Raw genomic sequence first — 15,437 nt, 5'->3', positions numbered from 1 at the left:
GCCCCAAAGGGGCGCGGGGCTGTGACGACTTCGCGGCTCCGCCGCGGGGCGCGAGCAACCACACACCACCCGCACCCGAAGAACAACCGCCTCCACCCGAGGACCGATGCCGCTCACCCCCGGAGGGCATGGCACGCTTGGGGCATGCCCGCGCAGATCAACCCCAGCATCCTGTCCGCCGACTTCGCCCGCCTCGCGGACGAGGCCAAGGCGGTCGAGGGAGCCGACTGGCTCCACGTCGACGTCATGGACAACCATTTCGTCCCCAACCTCACCCTCGGCGTGCCGGTCGTGGAGTCCCTGGCCCGCGCGACGGACACCCCGCTGGACTGCCACCTGATGATCGACGCCCCCGACCGCTGGGCGCCCCAGTACGTGGAGGCGGGCGCCGGTTCCGTCACCTTCCACGTCGAGGCGGCCGCCGCGCCGGTGCGGCTCGCCCGGGAGATCCGGGCCAAGGGCGCCCGCGCGTCCATGGCGCTGAAGCCCGCGACGCCGATCGAGCCGTACGAGGACCTGCTCCCCGAGCTCGACATGCTGCTGATCATGACGGTTGAACCGGGCTTCGGCGGGCAGGCGTTCCTCGACATCGTGCTCCCGAAGATCCGGCGCACCCGTGAGCTGATCAGCAAGCACGGTCTGGAGCTCTGGCTCCAGGTCGACGGCGGGGTGTCGGCATCGACGATCGAGCAGTGCGCCGACGCCGGCGCGGACGTCTTCGTCGCGGGCTCCGCCGTGTACGGGGCATCCGACCCGGCCGAGGCGGTACGTGCACTGCGCACTCAGGCCGAGGCGGCGACCGCCAAGGCGTCCTGGGCGTGCGACCACTGAGGAACAGAACGTGAACGGCTCCCATCAGGGCTGATCAAGCGCGCCGAATCTGCAAGGATGAACGGCGAATCCAGAGTGTGAACAGCAGTGAGGAGATCGCCGTGTCGGGTATGTCGGCGGGCCGTTCAGCCATGCGGATGGGACCCGCTGAGCTGGTCCAGGCGGCGGCCATGGCCCGCCGCTTCTACCTCGAGGGCAAGTCCAAGATCCAGATCGCGGAGGAGTTCGGCGTCAGCCGCTTCAAGGTGGCCCGGGTCCTCGAGACCGCCCTCGAGCGGGACCTTGTACGAATCGAGATCCGGGTGCCGGCCGAGCTGGACGCCGAGCGCTCGGACGCCCTGCGGGCCCGCTACGGCCTCAGGCACGCCGTCGTCGTGGAGTCCCCGGCCGACGCCGAGGAGACGCCCGACCCGGAGAACCTGGGCGAGGTGGCCGCCGACCTGCTCGGCGAGCTGGTCAACGAGGGCGATGTGCTGGGCCTGGCCTGGGGCCGGTCCACGATCCACATGGCGGCGGCGCTGGACCGGCTGCCGCCGTGCACGGTGGTGCAGCTGACGGGCGTGTACGACGCCGGGACCGCCGAGCGCGGCTCGGTCGAGGCCGTCCGCCGCGCCGCCCAGGTGTCGGGGGGCGACGCCCATCCCATCTACGCGCCGATGCTGCTGCCGGACGCGGCCACCGCGCAGGCGCTGCGCCACCAGACCGGGATCGCCCGGGCCTTCGAGTACTTCGACAAGGTCACGGTCGCCTGCGTCTCCATCGGCTCCTGGGAGCCGGGCATCTCGACGGTGCACGACATGCTCAGCGACGAGGAGCGCGCGCACTACGCCTCGCTCGGTGTCGCCGCCGAGATGTCCGCGCACCTCTTCGACGCCGAGGGGCGCCGGGTCGGGCGGGACCTGGGGGAGCGGTGCATCACGGTCAAGGCCGACCAGCTCCGCCGTATCCCCGAGGTCGTGGCGATCGCGGGCGGGCAGCGCAAGGCGGCGGCCATCGACGCGGTGCTGCGCTCCGGGCTGGTCACCAGCCTGGTCACGGACACGTCGGCCGCGGACTACCTGATGACGGCGGGCTCTGCCCCGAAGTCGACGCTCAACAGGACGGACCCGGACGGGATCTGACCGCGGATCAGGACAGGAAGAAGGGCGCGAGATGACCGAGGATCCCGCGGGGCGGCTCGTGGTCACGCTGGACCTCGACGGGGTCACGGACAAGGCGGGCCTGATGGACCGCTGCGCCCGTGACCTGGCGCTGCCCGACTGGTTCGGCCGGAACTGGGACGCGCTCGCCGACTCCCTCTCCGACCCCTCCGTCTGGCCCGAGGGAGCGGTGGAGCGCGGACTGGTCCTCGTCGTCCAGGGCTGGCGGGCGTACGCCGAGGCGCGGCCGGACGAGTGGGCCGTGGCCGAGGAGGTCTTCGCCGAGGCGACGGACCGCGGCCCCGGGCTCTTCGTCACCCTGGGGCCTGGAGGATCCTCCAAGGAGGCCGCTGACCAGCCTGGATGATCTGCCCGGGGATTATCGGCCACCGGTCATGGGAGAATGAAGTACGTGCTCTTTCCCCCTGGCTGACCTGTCCGGGGGCCACCTCTGATCGACTGGGATGTGCAGCACGTGCGTTTCCTCAATGACATCCAGCCCTCGTACGACCTGACGTACGACGACGTCTTCATGGTGCCGAGCCGCTCGGCCGTCGGCTCCCGGCAGGGCGTGGACCTCGGCTCGCCGGACGGCACGGGCACCACCATCCCGCTGGTCGTCGCCAACATGACCGCCATCGCGGGCCGGCGGATGGCCGAGACGGTGGCCCGGCGCGGCGGTCTCGTGGTCATCCCGCAGGACATCCCGATCGAGGTCGTCACCGACGTCGTCACCTGGGTGAAGAGCCGCCACCACGTCCTGGACACCCCCATCGTGCTGGCCCCGCACCAGACCGTCGCCGACGCGCTGGCCCTGCTGCCCAAGCGCGCGCACAACGCCGGTGTGGTCGTCGACGAGGACCACAAGCCGATCGGTGTGGTCACCGACACCGACCTGACCGGCGTGGACCGCTTCACCCAGCTCGAAGAGGTCATGTCCAAGGACCTGATCCTCATCGACGCGGACATGGATCCGCGCGAGGCCTTCAACACCCTCGACGCCGCCAACCGCCGCTACGCACCCGCCGTGGACCAGGACGGCCGCCTGGCCGGCATCCTCACCCGCAAGGGCGCCCTGCGCGCCACGCTGTACACCCCGGCCACCGACGCGCAGGGCCGGCTCCGCATCGCCGCCGCCGTCGGCATCAACGGCGACGTGGCCGGCAAGGCCGAGCAGCTGCTGGAAGCGGGCGTGGACACCCTCGTCATCGACACCGCGCACGGCCACCAGGAGTCGATGATCAGCGCGGTCAAGCTGGTGCGCGACCTCGACCCGCAGGTCCCGATCGTCGCGGGCAACATCGTCTCCGCCGAGGGCGTGCGCGACCTGATCGAGGCCGGCGCGGACATCGTCAAGGTCGGCGTGGGCCCCGGCGCCATGTGCACCACCCGCATGATGACCGGCGTCGGCCGGCCGCAGTTCTCCGCGGTCCTGGAGTGCGCCGCCGAGGCCAGGAAGTACGGCAAGCACGTGTGGGCCGACGGCGGCATCCGCCACCCGCGCGACGTGGCCATGGCCCTCGCGGCCGGCGCGTCCAACGTGATGGTCGGCTCCTGGTTCGCCGGGACCTACGAGTCCCCGGGCGACCTCCAGCACGACGCCAACGGCCGTCCGTACAAGGAGTCGTTCGGCATGGCCTCCGCCCGCGCGGTGCGCAACCGCACCTCGGAGGAGTCGGCGTACGACCGGGCCCGCAAGGGGCTGTTCGAGGAGGGCATCTCCACCTCCCGGATGTTCCTCGACCCGGCCCGCCCCGGCGTCGAGGACCTGATCGACTCGATCATCGCGGGCGTCCGCTCCTCCTGCACCTACGCCGGTGCCGCCTCCCTGGAGGAGTTCGCCGAGAAGGCCATCGTCGGCATCCAGAGCGCCGCCGGCTACGCCGAGGGCAAGCCGCTGCACGCCAGCTGGAACTGACCCGCACACCCGCGCCGCACGGCCCCCGGTTCCTCCCGTCCACCGGGCGGGAACGGGGGCCGTTCCCTTGCCCCGCGCGCCACCGCACGAACCCCGCACACAACCCCGTGCGCAACGCCGTGCACCACCCGCGCAACGAACACCCGCCCCGCCCCGGTGAACGCAACGATCGTGCTCGGATGCGCAAGGTTGCTGCATTACCGGCGCGGCGCCCCCCTCGTAGTGTTCTGCGCTGTACGTGGCGTGGCGGGGACCCCGCTCGGTGGGTCTCCGTGCTTGTGCACGGGTGCCCGCCGCGTCCCCGCCGCTCCAGAGCCCGCCGCGAGCCCGTCCGCTCACACCGACGGGCCCGAACGGCAGCGACAAAGGAGTCAACGCGTGCTCGACCAAGGCGCACCCCCGCACCACGACACACCGGCCGGCCCCGCGTCCCCGGGCCTGGCCGCGCGCCTCATGCGCCGCAAGCCCGTGGAACGACTGGTCGCCGAGGGCGGCCAGGGCGAGGGCGGCACGCTGCGCCGCTCCCTCGGCCTGTGGCAGCTCACGATGATCAGCATCGGTGCCACCCTCGGCACCGGCATCTTCGTCGTCCTCGGCGAGGCCGTCCCCAAGGCCGGCCCGGCGGTCACGCTCTCCTTCGTCATCGCCGGTCTCACGGCGCTCTTCTCGGCCCTCTCCTACGCCGAGCTGGCCGGCACCATCCCGGTCTCCGGCTCCTCGTACTCGTACGCCTACGCGACGATGGGCGAGCTGGTCGCCTGGATCTGCGGCTGGTGCCTGGTCCTGGAGTACGGCGTGTCCGTGGCCGCCGTCGCCGTCGGCTGGGGCGAGTACCTCAACGAACTGCTCGACGGCACCATCGGCGTCACCATCCCGGCCGCCCTGTCCGCCCCGCCCGGCGACGGCGGCGTCTTCAACCTGCCGGCGCTGATCGTCGTGCTGCTCGCCATGACCTTCCTGCTGGGCGGCGCCCGTGAGTCCGCCCGCGCCAACACGATCATGGTCATCGTGAAGATCGCCGCGCTGGTGCTGTTCTGCGCCATCGGCGTGCAGGGCTTCCGCTCCGGCAACTACGAGAACTTCATGCCGCTCGGCATGGCCGGAGTCAGCGCGGCCGGCGCGACGCTCTTCTTCTCGTACATCGGCTTCGACGCCGCCTCCACCGCCGGTGAGGAGGCGAAGAACGCCCAGCGCGACCTGCCCCGCGCGATCATGCTCTCCCTCGTCATCGTCACGGTGCTGTACGTCCTGGTCGCGGCCGTCGCCGTCGGCGCCAAGCCCTGGCGGAACTTCACCGACTCCGAGGCCTCCCTCGCCCAGATCATGACCGACGTCACCGGCCAGAGCTTCTGGGGCACCCTGCTGGCCTTCTGCGCCGTCGTCGCCATCGCCAGCGTCGTCCTGACCGTGCTCTACGGCCAGACCCGCGTCCTGTTCGCCATGTCCCGCGACGGGCTCGTCCCCAAGGTGTTCTCCCGCGTCCACCCGAAGACCGGCGCGCCCCGCGCCAACACGCTGATCGTCTCGCTGTTCTGCGGCGTGCTCGCCGCCGCGATCCCGCTCGGGCAGCTCGCCGACGCCACCAGCATCGGCACCCTCTTCGCCTTCGCCCTCGTCAACGTGGCCGTCGTGGTGCTGCGCCGGACCCGCCCCGACATGCGCCGCACCTTCCGGGTGCCGCTGTCGCCGGTCCTGCCGGCGCTGGGCTTCGCCTTCTGCGTCTGGATGATGGGCAGCCTGTCCACCGTCACCTGGGTGGTCTTCGGTGTCTGGATGGCGGTCGGGCTCGTGTTCTACTTCGTGTACGGCCACCGCCGCTCCCGGCTGGCCGCACCGGACACCGTGACACCAGAAGCGAAGTGAACCACCCGCAGTGCTGAACGATCTCGACGAACGCATCGTGCACGCCCTCGCCGAGGACGCCCGCCGCTCCTACGCGGACATCGGGCAGTCGGTCGGCCTGTCCGCGCCCGCCGTGAAACGGCGCGTGGACCGGCTGCGCGCCACCGGAGCCATCACCGGCTTCACCGTACGGGTCGACCCCGCCGCGCTCGGCTGGGAGACCGAGGGGTTCGTCGAGATCTTCTGCCGCCGCAACACCTCGCCGGAGACCATCCAGCGAGGCCTGGAGCGCTACCAGGAGGTCGTGGCCGCGTCCACCGTCACCGGGGACGCGGACGCGGTCGCCCAGGTCTTCGCCTCCGACATGCGCCACTTCGAACGGGTCCTGGAGCGGATCGCCGGGGAGCCGTTCGTGGAGCGGACCAAGTCCGTGCTGGTGCTCTCGCCGCTGCTGCGGCGCTTCTCCTCGGGGTCGCCCACGTAAACCGGGGGACCGGGGCGCGCCACCCCGCTAGCATCGGTGCCATGACCTGGCGACATTGATCCACCAGCCGCGCCTCCTCCCGAGGGCCGCCTCGGACGCCGTACCTCCGGTGTCCGATCCGCCCCTTCGGGAAGGCCTCATGACTCTCTCACCCGAGCGTGCCCCCGCCACCGCCGGTGTCCGGCGGCTGACGCGCACGCTGTACGCCTCCGCGTTCTGCGACGAGTTCGTCCTGCTCTACCCGGTGTACGCGCTGCTGTTCAGCGACACCGGTCTGTCCGTCTGGCAGATGTCGTCCCTGTTCGCCCTGTGGTCGCTGACCGGCGTCCTGCTCGAGGTGCCCTCCGGAGCCTGGGCCGACGCGGTCTCCCGGCGACTGCTGCTCGTGCTCGGCCCGCTGCTCACCGCCGCGGGCTTCGCCCTGTGGGTCCTCGTGCCCTCCTACGGCGCCTTCGCGGTCGGCTTCGTGCTGTGGGGCGCCGGCGGCGCGCTCGGCTCGGGGGCCTTGGAGGCGCTGGTCTACGACGAGCTGGACCGGGCCGGCGCGGCCGACCGGTACGCCCGGGTCATGGGCCGGGCGCGGGCGATCGGCATCGCCGCCACGATGGCCGCGATGGGGCTGGCCGGTCCGGTGTTCGCCTGGGGCGGCTACGACGCGGTGGGCGCGGCGAGCGTGCTGGTCTGCCTGGCCGGGGCGGCCGTCGCGTCCCGGTTCCCCGAGCACCGCACGCCGTCCGCCGACGGCGACCGCTGGACCGCGACCCTGCGCGCCGGGCTCGCCGAGGCCCGCGGCGACCGCTCCGTGCGAGGAGCGCTGCTGCTCGTCCCGGCCGTCACCGCGGTGTGGGGCGCGCTCGACGAGTACACGCCGCTGCTGGCGCGGGACACCGGCGTGGCACAGGAGACCGTCCCCTGGCTGCTGCTGGTGATCTGGGCCGGTGCCACGGCCGGAAGCCTGCTGGCCGGTCCGGCCGAGCGCCTCACCACGACCGGGTTCGCCGTCCTGATCGCCGGGTCCGCGCTCGCCCTCGCGGTGGGCGCCGCGGCGGGCACCCCGCCCGCCCTCCTCCTCGTCGCCCTGGCCTTCGGCGGCTTCCAGCTGGCGACCGTGCTGGCCGACGCCCGCCTCCAGCAGCGCATCGACGACACCGGGCGGGCCACGCTGACCTCGGTCGCGGGCCTGGGCACCGAGCTGGGCACCCTCGCCACTTACGGCGCCTACGCGGCCACGGCCACGGTGACCGGGCACGGCACCGCGTTCGCCTGGGCGGCGGTGCCGTACCTGCTCACCGCGCTGCTGCTGGCCGGCGCCGCCCGGACTACAGCCGCGGCTGCCAGGGCACGACCCTGAAGTCGCCGGTCCCCTTCTTGACCTTCTCGAACGGCGCCGACGACACGCACCGGGGCAGCTCACCACCCTCGGCGGGGCTGCCCGTCGCGGCCCAGCTGTAGCCGAGCCGGTCGTGGCGGCCGCGGTCGTGGACCGTGATGCCGACCCGCCTGCCCTCGGCGCCGGGCAGGTCGGAGTCGGTGATGACGCCGGAGACCACCGCCACGTCACCGCCGGTCAGGAGGCAGTCGACGTCGGCCTTCGCACGGGCGCCCTTGCCGTTCAGGTAGTGGCTGAACTCGAAGGTGCCCGTGGCCTCGAGCGGGTCGTCGTGGTCCTCGGCCGCCAAGTGGGCGTCGAACGTGAAGGTGATGTCGTCCCCGGCCGACCGGTACAGCTCGGCGCTGCCGGTCAGCGCGGCGGCCTCCCTGGGCTGCCGGCCCTCGTGGGGGCCGGAGGCGACTGCGGCGCCGGTCGTGACGGCGGTGAGCAGCAGGGCGACGCAGAGTGCGGCGGTCGTCGTACGGCGTTTCATGGCGGTCCTCTCCGCAGGCGGAAGCCGGTGAACCGAACGGATCCGGTCGGAACCGAACGGTCACCACTGTTCCCGGCGCCGCGCCCCCACCACATCGCGCCCGGGGAGGGAGCGCCCTCCGCCGCACGGCGGGGGAGCACGCGCGCGCTGTGCCTCCCGGGGAGGAGCACGGCGTACGCCGACGGAGGGGGGCGACCGCCTGCGCGGGGGGTGCGCAACGAATCACCGCAAGGGCCCCGACGGACGCAACGATCCGCTCACCGGCGCGCAACAGGTCCTTCTTGTCCGGCCGAGTCCGCCGACCGTACCGTCTATCTGGCCCCCCGACCCCCTCCCACCGGTGAGGAACACGCATGCGCACCGCCCTGCTCCAGAGCTCCGGCCGGCCCGGCTCCACCGGCGAGAACCTCAAGGTCCTCGACGAGGCCGCGGGCCGGGCCGCCGCCGCGGGTGCCGGGCTGCTGGTCACCTCGGAGCTGTTCCTGACCGGGTACGCGATCGGCGACGACATCCCCGTCCTCGCCGAGCCCGCCGACGGCGACTCGGCCGACGCCGTGGCGGAGATCGCCCACCGGCACGGTCTCGCCGTCGCGTACGGCTATCCGGAACGGGACGGCGAGCGCGTCTTCAACTCCGTCCAGCTGATCTCCGCCGACGGCACCCGCCTCGCGGGCTACCGCAAGACCCACCTCTTCGGCTGCTTCGAGCGCGACCACTTCACGCCGGGCGAGCAGACCGTCGTGCAGGCGGAGCTCGACGGAGTGACCGTCGGCCTGATGATCTGCTACGACGTCGAGTTCCCGGAGAACGTCCGCGCCCACGCCCTGGCCGGCACCGACCTGCTCCTCGTCCCGACCGCGCAGATGCACCCCTTCCAGTTCGTCGCCGAGTCCGTCGTGCCGGTGCGGGCCTTCGAGAACCAGATGTACGTCGCGTACGTCAACCGCGTCGGGCAGGAGGGCGAGTTCGAGTTCGTCGGGCTCTCCGCCCTCGCCGGCCCCGACGGGACCGTCCGCGCCCGCGCCGGGCGCGCCGAGCAATTGGTCCTCGCCGACGCGGACCCGGTCTTCCTCGCCGCCTCCCGCGAGGCCAACCCGTATCTGACGGACCGCCGCCCCGGCCTCTACGGGTCCCTCGTCTGAACCCCCACCGCCATCCCCGTACCACCCGTGCAAGGAGTCCGTACCCCATGACGTCCACCGTGCCCAACGCGATCGAGCACGCAGACGAGCAGCAGCCGCCGATCACCATGTTCGGGCCGGACTTCCCGTACGCGTACGACGACTTCCTCGCCCACCCGGCGGGTCTCGGTCAGATACCGGCCACCGAGCACGGCACGGAGGTCGCGGTCATCGGCGGCGGCCTGTCCGGCATCGTGGCCGCCTACGAACTGATGAAGATGGGTCTCAAGCCCGTCGTGTACGAGGCAGACCGGATCGGCGGGCGCCTGCGGACGGTCGGCTTCGACGGCTGCGACCCGTCGCTGACCGCCGAGATGGGCGCGATGCGCTTCCCGCCGTCCTCCACCGCCCTCCAGCACTACATCGACCTGGTGGGCCTGGAGACGCGTTCCTTCCCCAACCCCCTGGCCGAGGCGACCCCCTCGACCGTCGTCGACCTCAAGGGCGAGTCGCACTACGCCGAGACGCTCGACGACCTGCCGCAGGTCTACCGGGACGTCGCCGACGCCTGGGCCAGGTGCCTGGAAGAGGGCGCCGACTTCTCCGACATGAACCGCGCCCTGCGCGAGCGCGACGTGCCCCGCATCCGGGAGATCTGGGCGAAGCTGGTCGAGAAGCTCGACAACCAGACCTTCTACGGCTTCCTCTGCGACTCCGAGGCCTTCACGTCCTTCCGGCACCGCGAGATCTTCGGCCAGGTCGGCTTCGGCACCGGCGGTTGGGACACCGACTTCCCCAACTCCATCCTGGAGATCCTCCGCGTCGTCTACACCGAGGCCGACGACCACCACCGCGGCATCGTCGGCGGCTCCCAGCAGCTGCCGCTCAGGCTCTGGGAGCGCGAGCCGGAGAAGATCGTCCACTGGCCGTACGGCACCTCGCTGAAGTCCCTGCACGCGGACGGCGAGCCGCGCCCCGCGGTGACGCGCCTCAACCGCACCGCCGGCAACCGCATCACCGTCACGGACGCCGACGGCGACATCCGCACGTACCAGGCGGCGATCTTCACCGCCCAGTCCTGGATGCTGCTCTCGAAGATCGCCTGCGACGACTCGCTCTTCCCGATCGACCACTGGACCGCGATCGAGCGCACCCACTACATGGAGAGCTCCAAGCTCTTCGTGCCCGTGGACCGGCCCTTCTGGCTGGACAAGGACGAGGACACCGGCCGGGACATCATGTCGATGACGCTCACCGACCGCATGACCCGCGGCACCTACCTGCTGGACGACGGTCCCGACAAGCCGGCCGTCATCTGCCTCTCGTACACCTGGTGCGACGACAGCCTGAAGTGGCTGCCGCTGTCCGCGAACGAGCGGATGGAGGTCATGCTGAAGTCGCTCGGCGAGATCTACCCGAAGGTCGACATCAGGAAGCACATCATCGGCAACCCGGTGACCGTCTCCTGGGAGAACGAGCCCTACTTCATGGGCGCCTTCAAGGCCAACCTCCCCGGCCACTACCGCTACCAGCGGCGCCTGTTCACCCACTTCATGCAGGACCGCCTGCCCGAGGACAAGCGGGGCATCTTCCTCGCCGGCGACGACATCTCCTGGACGGCCGGCTGGGCCGAGGGCGCCGTCCAGACCGCGCTGAACGCGGTCTGGGGCGTCATGCACCACTTCGGCGGCGAGACCGACGCGACCAACCCCGGCCCCGGCGACGTCTACGACGAGATCGCGCCGGTCGAACTCCCCGAGGACTAGCCTCGGCTAGATCCCGGCCGCCCGCGCCTTCTGGTACACCTCGGCGGCGACGTCCTTCAGCTCCTCGGCGTCCCGCACGGAGCCCTGGAGGTCGAGGAGGATCTCGTCCAGGCCGACCTCGGCGTGCGCGGCCAGGTCGGCCACGATCTGGTCGACGCTGCCGTGGAAGGGGCGGCGGTCGGCGGCGGCCCGGGTCGCCGCCGAGTAGCGGGCGTTGACCCGCAGCACCGTCCGGATCGGCTCCGTACGACCGCGCTCGGCGGCCAGGTCACGCAACTGCCGCCACTGCTCGGCCACCGCCTCGGCACCCATGCCCGTCGGCAGCCAGCCGTCGGCGTGGTCGACGAGCCGGCGCCGGGCCTTCCCGCTGCTCGCCGCCAGCAGGATCGGGATCGGCCGGGCGGGCTTGGGGCCGACCACGGCGGAGGCGATCTTCGTGAGGTGCCCGTCGTACACCACCGGGTCCGGGCCCCAGACCGCGCGGCACACCTCGATCAGCTCGTCCAGGGCCCGGCCGCGCTCGGCGAAGGGCCGCACGGACGACGCCGCGTACTCGTCGTGGGACCAGCCCGTGCCGAAGCCCGCGACCACCCGGCCACCGCTCGCGGCGTCCAGTGAGGCCAGCGCCTTGGCCAACTGGAACGGCACGTGCAGCGGGGCGACCAGGACGCTGCTGCCCAGCTCCGCGCGTTCGGTGGCCGCGGCGGCGAGGGTCAGGGTGATCAGCGGGTCCGCCACGTTGCGGTACTCGTCCGGCCAGGGAAGGCCCTCGACGCCGTACAGCCCCTGAGTGGCGGGCTCGGGGAACAGGGCCCGTTCGAAGACCCACAGGCTCTCGTACCCCATCCCTTCCGCCGCGCGTGCCACGTCGGGGACGTCCTTGCCGAGGTTGTACTGCCGCATCTGGGGGAGGCCGAGTCCGAGCCGGGTCGTCATACCTGGGTGCTCCTTCGCAGTCGGGGTGCGATGTTGCCCAAGGGGTCAACGTACAACGACCAACGGGGAGTTCCGGCTGTGCACACCGGACGGGCGCCGGACACGGGCCGGACCCGGCCCCGGAGCCGGATCAGTCCGGCAGCGGCGTGAGCAGCATGCGGCCCGCGAAGCCGACCGCCGCGTCCAGCCGCTCGGTGAACTCCCCGGCGAGATCCGGCAGCCGGCGCAGCGCCCACAGCGCGCGGGCCGCCGCCCAGGTGGCGTCACGGGCGCGCTCCAGGCTCCAGGAGCCGAGCAGATGGGTCAGCGGGTCGGCGATCTGGAGGAGGTCGGGACCCGGCATCAGCTCGTCGCGGATCCGCTCCTCCAGCGACACGAGGAGATCACCCACCCGGTCGAACTCGTCCTCCAGGTCGACGGGTTCGCAGCCGAGCGTACGACAGGTGTCCACCACGGCCAGCGCCAGATCGTGACCGATGTGCGCATTGATGCCCGCCAGCGCGAACTGCAGCGGCCGTACGCCCGGATGACGCCGGAACTGGAACAGGGGGCGCCAGCAGGCCGGTGGACGGCGGTCGTCCTCCGCCGCCTCGACGGCGGCCAGATACCGCTCCGCGAACCGTACGTCCAGCGCGGTCGCGGCCCGGGCGTCCGGGAACAGGCCGCTGTCGATCTGCCGGTCGACCGCCTCCGTGACGGCCAGGTAGACGCGGTTGAAGACCGCCACGCCGTCCCGGGCCGGCAGCGCCGTGTCGAGGGCGCGCATCCGGATCAGGACCGTGTCCACCCTCCGGACGGCCGCGGGGACTTGTTCGCAGTGCGCCATGGCGGCAGCGTGGCAGCTTTAGGGTGGTGGGAGCGTCGGCGGGCCCGACGCTTCCCCAGAACGGGGGAACGCGCCCGCCGCACGGGGGAGGGGGAACCGTACGTGTCAGGCCTTCGTGCCCGGCGCCTGGCCGCTCACAGGGCGGAGCGCAGGCGTGCCACCCGCCGCGGCGCGATGGTCGCCGCGGCGTCCGTCGTCGTCGCGGTCGGCACCGCGACCGGCATGCTGACCGCGTTCGGCGACGACGACGGCGGCGCGGACGAGGCGCGGCCGAATGTGTCGCGGTCCCCGCGACTGCAGTCCCTGCCGCTCGTGCCGTCCCCGTCCCCGTCGGCGAAGCCCTCGGTCTCCGCCTCGCCCTCCGCGTCGGCGACGAAGACGAGCCCCGCTCCCTCGCCGAAGCCGACGAAGAAGTCCGAGAAGACCGAACCCCGGACCACCGCAGCCTCCACCCGGCTCTACCGGCACCCCCGGTCCCAGGTGCTCGACTGGGTCCGGGCCCACCCCGGTGACCCGCGCCAGGACGTCATCGAGTCCCGGATAGCCGACCACCCGGCCGCCGTCTGGTTCGCCGACTTCACGCCCGCGAACATCACCTCGCGGGTCCGCGCCGTCACCTCGGGCGGTGCCGCCGCGGGCCGGGTGCCGGTGGTCGTGCCGTACGCGATACCCGACCGGGACTGCGGCGGCCACTCCGTGGGCGGCGCGCCCGACCTCGACGCCTACGACGACTGGATCGACCGCTTCGCCGCCGGGCTCGGCTCCGGCGACGTCGTCGTCGTCCTGGAGCCCGACTCGGTCGCCCAGGCCGAGTGCCTGCCCGCCGGTGAGCGCGCCGACCGCTTCGCCTCGCTGGCGCGGGCCGGCCGGGTGATGAAGGAGGCCAACCCGAACGCCCGGGTCTACTTCGACGCGGGTCACTCCGGCTGGCACGCGCCCGCCAAGCAGGCGGGCTGGCTGAAGCAGGCCGGCGCCGCCTCGGCCGCCTCCTCCGACGGCATCTTCAGCAACGTCTCCAACTTCCACACCACCGCCGACGAGATCGCCTACGACCGCGCGGTCCTGGACGCCCTCGGCGGCCCGGCGAGCCTGGGCGCCGTCATCGACACGAGCCGCAACGGCAACGGCGCCCCGCCCGACGGCGAGTGGTGCGACCCGGCCGGCCGCAAGATCGGCCGCACGCCGACCCTGAGCACCGGCATGGGGCGCATCGACGCCTACCTGTGGGTGAAGCTGCCGGGGGAGTCGGACGGCTGCAAGGGGGCGCCGGGGACGTTCACGCCGTCCTACGCCTACGACTTGGCGCGCTGAGGCGCCTCACCGTCCCCGCCCTTGGTGTCGTAGGACGACGTGCCCTCGTCCAGCAGCGGCTGCTGCGTCTTGAGATGGGGTGGGGCGAAGGCCCGCAGCGCGTGGTAGCCGGTGATGACGACCACGGTGCCCAGCGCGATGCCGCTGAGGGAGAAGGTGTCGGTGAACTCCATGCTGACGTTGCCGACGCCGATGATGATGCCCGCGGCGGCCGGCACCAGGTTGAGCGGATTGCGCAGGTCGACCTTGGCGTTGATCCAGATCTGGGCGCCGAGCAGGCCGATCATGCCGTAGAGGATGACCGTGATGCCGCCGAGGACGCCGCCCGGGATCGCGGCCACGACCGCGCCGAACTTCGGGCAGAGACCGAAGAGGAGGGCGAAGCCGGCGGCGGCCCAGTACGCGGCCGTCGAGTAGACCCGGGTCGCGGCCATCACGCCGATGTTCTCGGAGTACGTGGTGTTGGGCGGGCCGCCGACCGCGGTGGACAGCATCGAGCCCACACCGTCGGCGGAGATCGCCGTGCCCAGCTTGTCGTCGAGCGGGTCGCCGGTCATCTCGCCGACCGCCTTGACATGTCCCGCGTTCTCCGCGACCAGCGCGATGACGACCGGCAGGGCGACGAGGATCGCAGACCACTCGAAGCTCGGCCCGTGGAACGACGGCAGCCCGATCCAGTCGGCCTGGCCCACGGCGGAGAAGTCGAGGCGCCAGTGGTCGGTGACCTTGCCGCTGCCGTCCACCGAGTGGATCTTCCCGAATACCTGGTCGAGGACCCAGGACAGGACGTAGCCGAAGACCAGCCCCAGGAAGATCGCGATCCGGGACCAGAAACCGCGCAGGCAGACCACGGCCAGACCGGTGAACAGCATCACCAGCAGAGCCGTCCACTGGTCCTGCGGCCAGTAGGTCGAGGCGGTGACCGGGGCCAGGTTGAAGCCGATCAGCATCACCACTGCGCCGGTGACGATCGGCGGCATCGCGGCGTGGATGATCCGCGCCCCGAACCGCTGCACGGCGAGACCCACCAGGAACAGCGCGGCACCGACGACGAGGACGGCACCGGTCACCGTGGCGCTGGTGCCGCCCTGCGCCCGGATCACCGCGGCGACGCCGACGAAGGAGAGCGAGCAGCCGAGGTAGCTGGGCACCCGGCCGCGGGTGGCGAGCAGGAAGATGACGGTCGCCACGCCCGACATCATGATCGCGAGGTTGGGGTCCAGGCCCATCAGGACCGGAGCCACGAAGGACGCCCCGAACATGGCCACGACGTGCTGGGCGCCGAGCCCGACCGTGCGGGGCCACGAGAGCCGTTCGTCGGGGCGGACCACCGCTCCGGGGGCGGGGACCTTCCCGTCCCCGTGCAGCTTCCAGCGCACGCCGAGGTCCATGGTGAGG

Annotated in this window: 14 protein-coding genes; 10 read left to right on the top strand and 4 right to left on the bottom strand. The window is 72.2% G+C overall.

The genetic code is table 11. From position 1 onward, the window contains the following. Window positions 1-144 precede the first annotated feature (144 nt). The 7 genes from rpe to ACIGO6_RS35220 all read left to right on the top strand — a co-directional run bounded on the left by rpe (window position 145) and on the right by ACIGO6_RS35220 (window position 7,565). Window positions 145-831 (top strand): ribulose-phosphate 3-epimerase, encoded by a 687-nt coding sequence (gene rpe, locus ACIGO6_RS35250; protein ID WP_399883653.1) that lies wholly within the window; start codon window positions 145-147, stop codon window positions 829-831. A gap of 77 nt (window positions 832-908) precedes the next feature. Then, a complete protein-coding gene (locus ACIGO6_RS35245; RefSeq protein WP_087810377.1) occupies window positions 909-1,952 on the top strand; it encodes a sugar-binding transcriptional regulator in 1,044 nt (347 codons plus the stop codon). Window positions 1,953-1,983: 31 nt separating this feature from the next. Continuing rightward, the gene (locus ACIGO6_RS35240) at window positions 1,984-2,337 is read left to right on the top strand and encodes a barstar family protein (RefSeq protein WP_399883649.1); all 354 of its coding nucleotides are present in this window, start codon (window positions 1,984-1,986) and stop codon (window positions 2,335-2,337) included. A gap of 108 nt (window positions 2,338-2,445) precedes the next feature. After that, the gene (locus tag ACIGO6_RS35235) at window positions 2,446-3,888 is read left to right on the top strand and encodes a GuaB1 family IMP dehydrogenase-related protein (RefSeq protein WP_399883646.1); all 1,443 of its coding nucleotides are present in this window, start codon (window positions 2,446-2,448) and stop codon (window positions 3,886-3,888) included. Window positions 3,889-4,266: 378 nt separating this feature from the next. Next, window positions 4,267-5,751, top strand: coding sequence for an amino acid permease (locus ACIGO6_RS35230; protein ID WP_399883643.1), 1,485 nt, complete (start codon window positions 4,267-4,269; stop codon window positions 5,749-5,751). A 10-nt stretch (window positions 5,752-5,761) separates the two neighbouring features. Next, a complete protein-coding gene (locus ACIGO6_RS35225; RefSeq protein WP_003977367.1) occupies window positions 5,762-6,214 on the top strand; it encodes an Lrp/AsnC family transcriptional regulator in 453 nt (150 codons plus the stop codon). A 139-nt stretch (window positions 6,215-6,353) separates the two neighbouring features. Further along, the gene (locus ACIGO6_RS35220) at window positions 6,354-7,565 is read left to right on the top strand and encodes an MFS transporter (RefSeq protein WP_399883639.1); all 1,212 of its coding nucleotides are present in this window, start codon (window positions 6,354-6,356) and stop codon (window positions 7,563-7,565) included. Here ACIGO6_RS35220 and ACIGO6_RS35215 read toward each other — a convergent pair. After that, the gene (locus tag ACIGO6_RS35215; protein ID WP_399883636.1) at window positions 7,534-8,079 is read right to left on the bottom strand and encodes a Repetin; all 546 of its coding nucleotides are present in this window, start codon (window positions 8,077-8,079) and stop codon (window positions 7,534-7,536) included. The genes ACIGO6_RS35220 and ACIGO6_RS35215 overlap by 32 nt on opposite strands. Window positions 8,080-8,432: 353 nt before the next feature. Between ACIGO6_RS35215 and ACIGO6_RS35210 the strand changes: the two genes are divergently transcribed. Beyond that, on the top strand, window positions 8,433-9,221 hold the full coding sequence (locus ACIGO6_RS35210) for a carbon-nitrogen hydrolase family protein (RefSeq protein WP_399883634.1): 789 nt from the start codon (window positions 8,433-8,435) through the stop codon (window positions 9,219-9,221). Between the two features lie 47 nt (window positions 9,222-9,268). Then, window positions 9,269-10,966 (top strand): flavin monoamine oxidase family protein, encoded by a 1,698-nt coding sequence (locus tag ACIGO6_RS35205; RefSeq protein WP_399883631.1) that lies wholly within the window; start codon window positions 9,269-9,271, stop codon window positions 10,964-10,966. A gap of 6 nt (window positions 10,967-10,972) precedes the next feature. Here ACIGO6_RS35205 and ACIGO6_RS35200 read toward each other — a convergent pair whose 3' ends face one another. Both ACIGO6_RS35200 and ACIGO6_RS35195 read right to left on the bottom strand, forming a co-directional pair. After that, on the bottom strand, window positions 10,973-11,902 hold the full coding sequence (locus tag ACIGO6_RS35200; protein ID WP_399883628.1) for an LLM class F420-dependent oxidoreductase: 930 nt from the start codon (window positions 11,900-11,902) through the stop codon (window positions 10,973-10,975). Between the two features lie 130 nt (window positions 11,903-12,032). After that, a complete protein-coding gene (locus ACIGO6_RS35195) occupies window positions 12,033-12,728 on the bottom strand; it encodes a DUF5995 family protein (RefSeq protein WP_399883626.1) in 696 nt (231 codons plus the stop codon). A 174-nt stretch (window positions 12,729-12,902) separates the two neighbouring features. Here ACIGO6_RS35195 and ACIGO6_RS35190 point away from each other — a divergent pair, with 174 nt between their 5' ends. Continuing rightward, window positions 12,903-14,039, top strand: coding sequence for a glycoside hydrolase family 6 protein (locus ACIGO6_RS35190; RefSeq protein WP_399883762.1), 1,137 nt, complete (start codon window positions 12,903-12,905; stop codon window positions 14,037-14,039). On the opposite strand, the gene ACIGO6_RS35185 is transcribed toward ACIGO6_RS35190, so the two are convergent. Beyond that, window positions 14,021-15,430, bottom strand: coding sequence for a uracil-xanthine permease family protein (locus ACIGO6_RS35185; RefSeq protein ID WP_399883623.1), 1,410 nt, complete (start codon window positions 15,428-15,430; stop codon window positions 14,021-14,023). The two genes, ACIGO6_RS35190 and ACIGO6_RS35185, sit on opposite strands and share 19 nt — an antisense overlap. Window positions 15,431-15,437 lie beyond the last annotated feature (7 nt).

Origin of the sequence: Streptomyces sp. NPDC053750, assembly GCF_044544295.1 — a bacterium.
Taxonomy (GTDB): Bacteria; Actinomycetota; Actinomycetes; order Streptomycetales; family Streptomycetaceae; genus Streptomyces.
The sequence above is the reverse complement of the archived record's forward strand: the minus strand, read 5'-3'. Positions and strand labels throughout refer to the sequence as shown.

What these genes read in the sequence shown, in the direction of transcription:
- rpe (WP_399883653.1), top strand. Translation starts at nt 145, where the DNA reads ATGCCCGCGCAGATCAACCCCAGCATCCTGTCCGCCGACTTCGCCCGC.
- ACIGO6_RS35240 (WP_399883649.1), top strand. Translation starts at nt 1,984, where the DNA reads ATGACCGAGGATCCCGCGGGGCGGCTCGTGGTCACGCTGGACCTCGAC.
- ACIGO6_RS35220 (WP_399883639.1), top strand. Translation starts at nt 6,354, where the DNA reads ATGACTCTCTCACCCGAGCGTGCCCCCGCCACCGCCGGTGTCCGGCGG.
- ACIGO6_RS35215 (WP_399883636.1), bottom strand. Translation starts at nt 8,079, where the DNA reads ATGAAACGCCGTACGACGACCGCCGCACTCTGCGTCGCCCTGCTGCTC.
- ACIGO6_RS35210 (WP_399883634.1), top strand. Translation starts at nt 8,433, where the DNA reads ATGCGCACCGCCCTGCTCCAGAGCTCCGGCCGGCCCGGCTCCACCGGC.
- ACIGO6_RS35205 (WP_399883631.1), top strand. Translation starts at nt 9,269, where the DNA reads ATGACGTCCACCGTGCCCAACGCGATCGAGCACGCAGACGAGCAGCAG.
- ACIGO6_RS35200 (WP_399883628.1), bottom strand. Translation starts at nt 11,902, where the DNA reads ATGACGACCCGGCTCGGACTCGGCCTCCCCCAGATGCGGCAGTACAAC.
- ACIGO6_RS35195 (WP_399883626.1), bottom strand. Translation starts at nt 12,728, where the DNA reads ATGGCGCACTGCGAACAAGTCCCCGCGGCCGTCCGGAGGGTGGACACG.
- ACIGO6_RS35190 (WP_399883762.1), top strand. Translation starts at nt 12,903, where the DNA reads ATGGTCGCCGCGGCGTCCGTCGTCGTCGCGGTCGGCACCGCGACCGGC.
- ACIGO6_RS35185 (WP_399883623.1), bottom strand. Translation starts at nt 15,430, where the DNA reads ATGGACCTCGGCGTGCGCTGGAAGCTGCACGGGGACGGGAAGGTCCCC.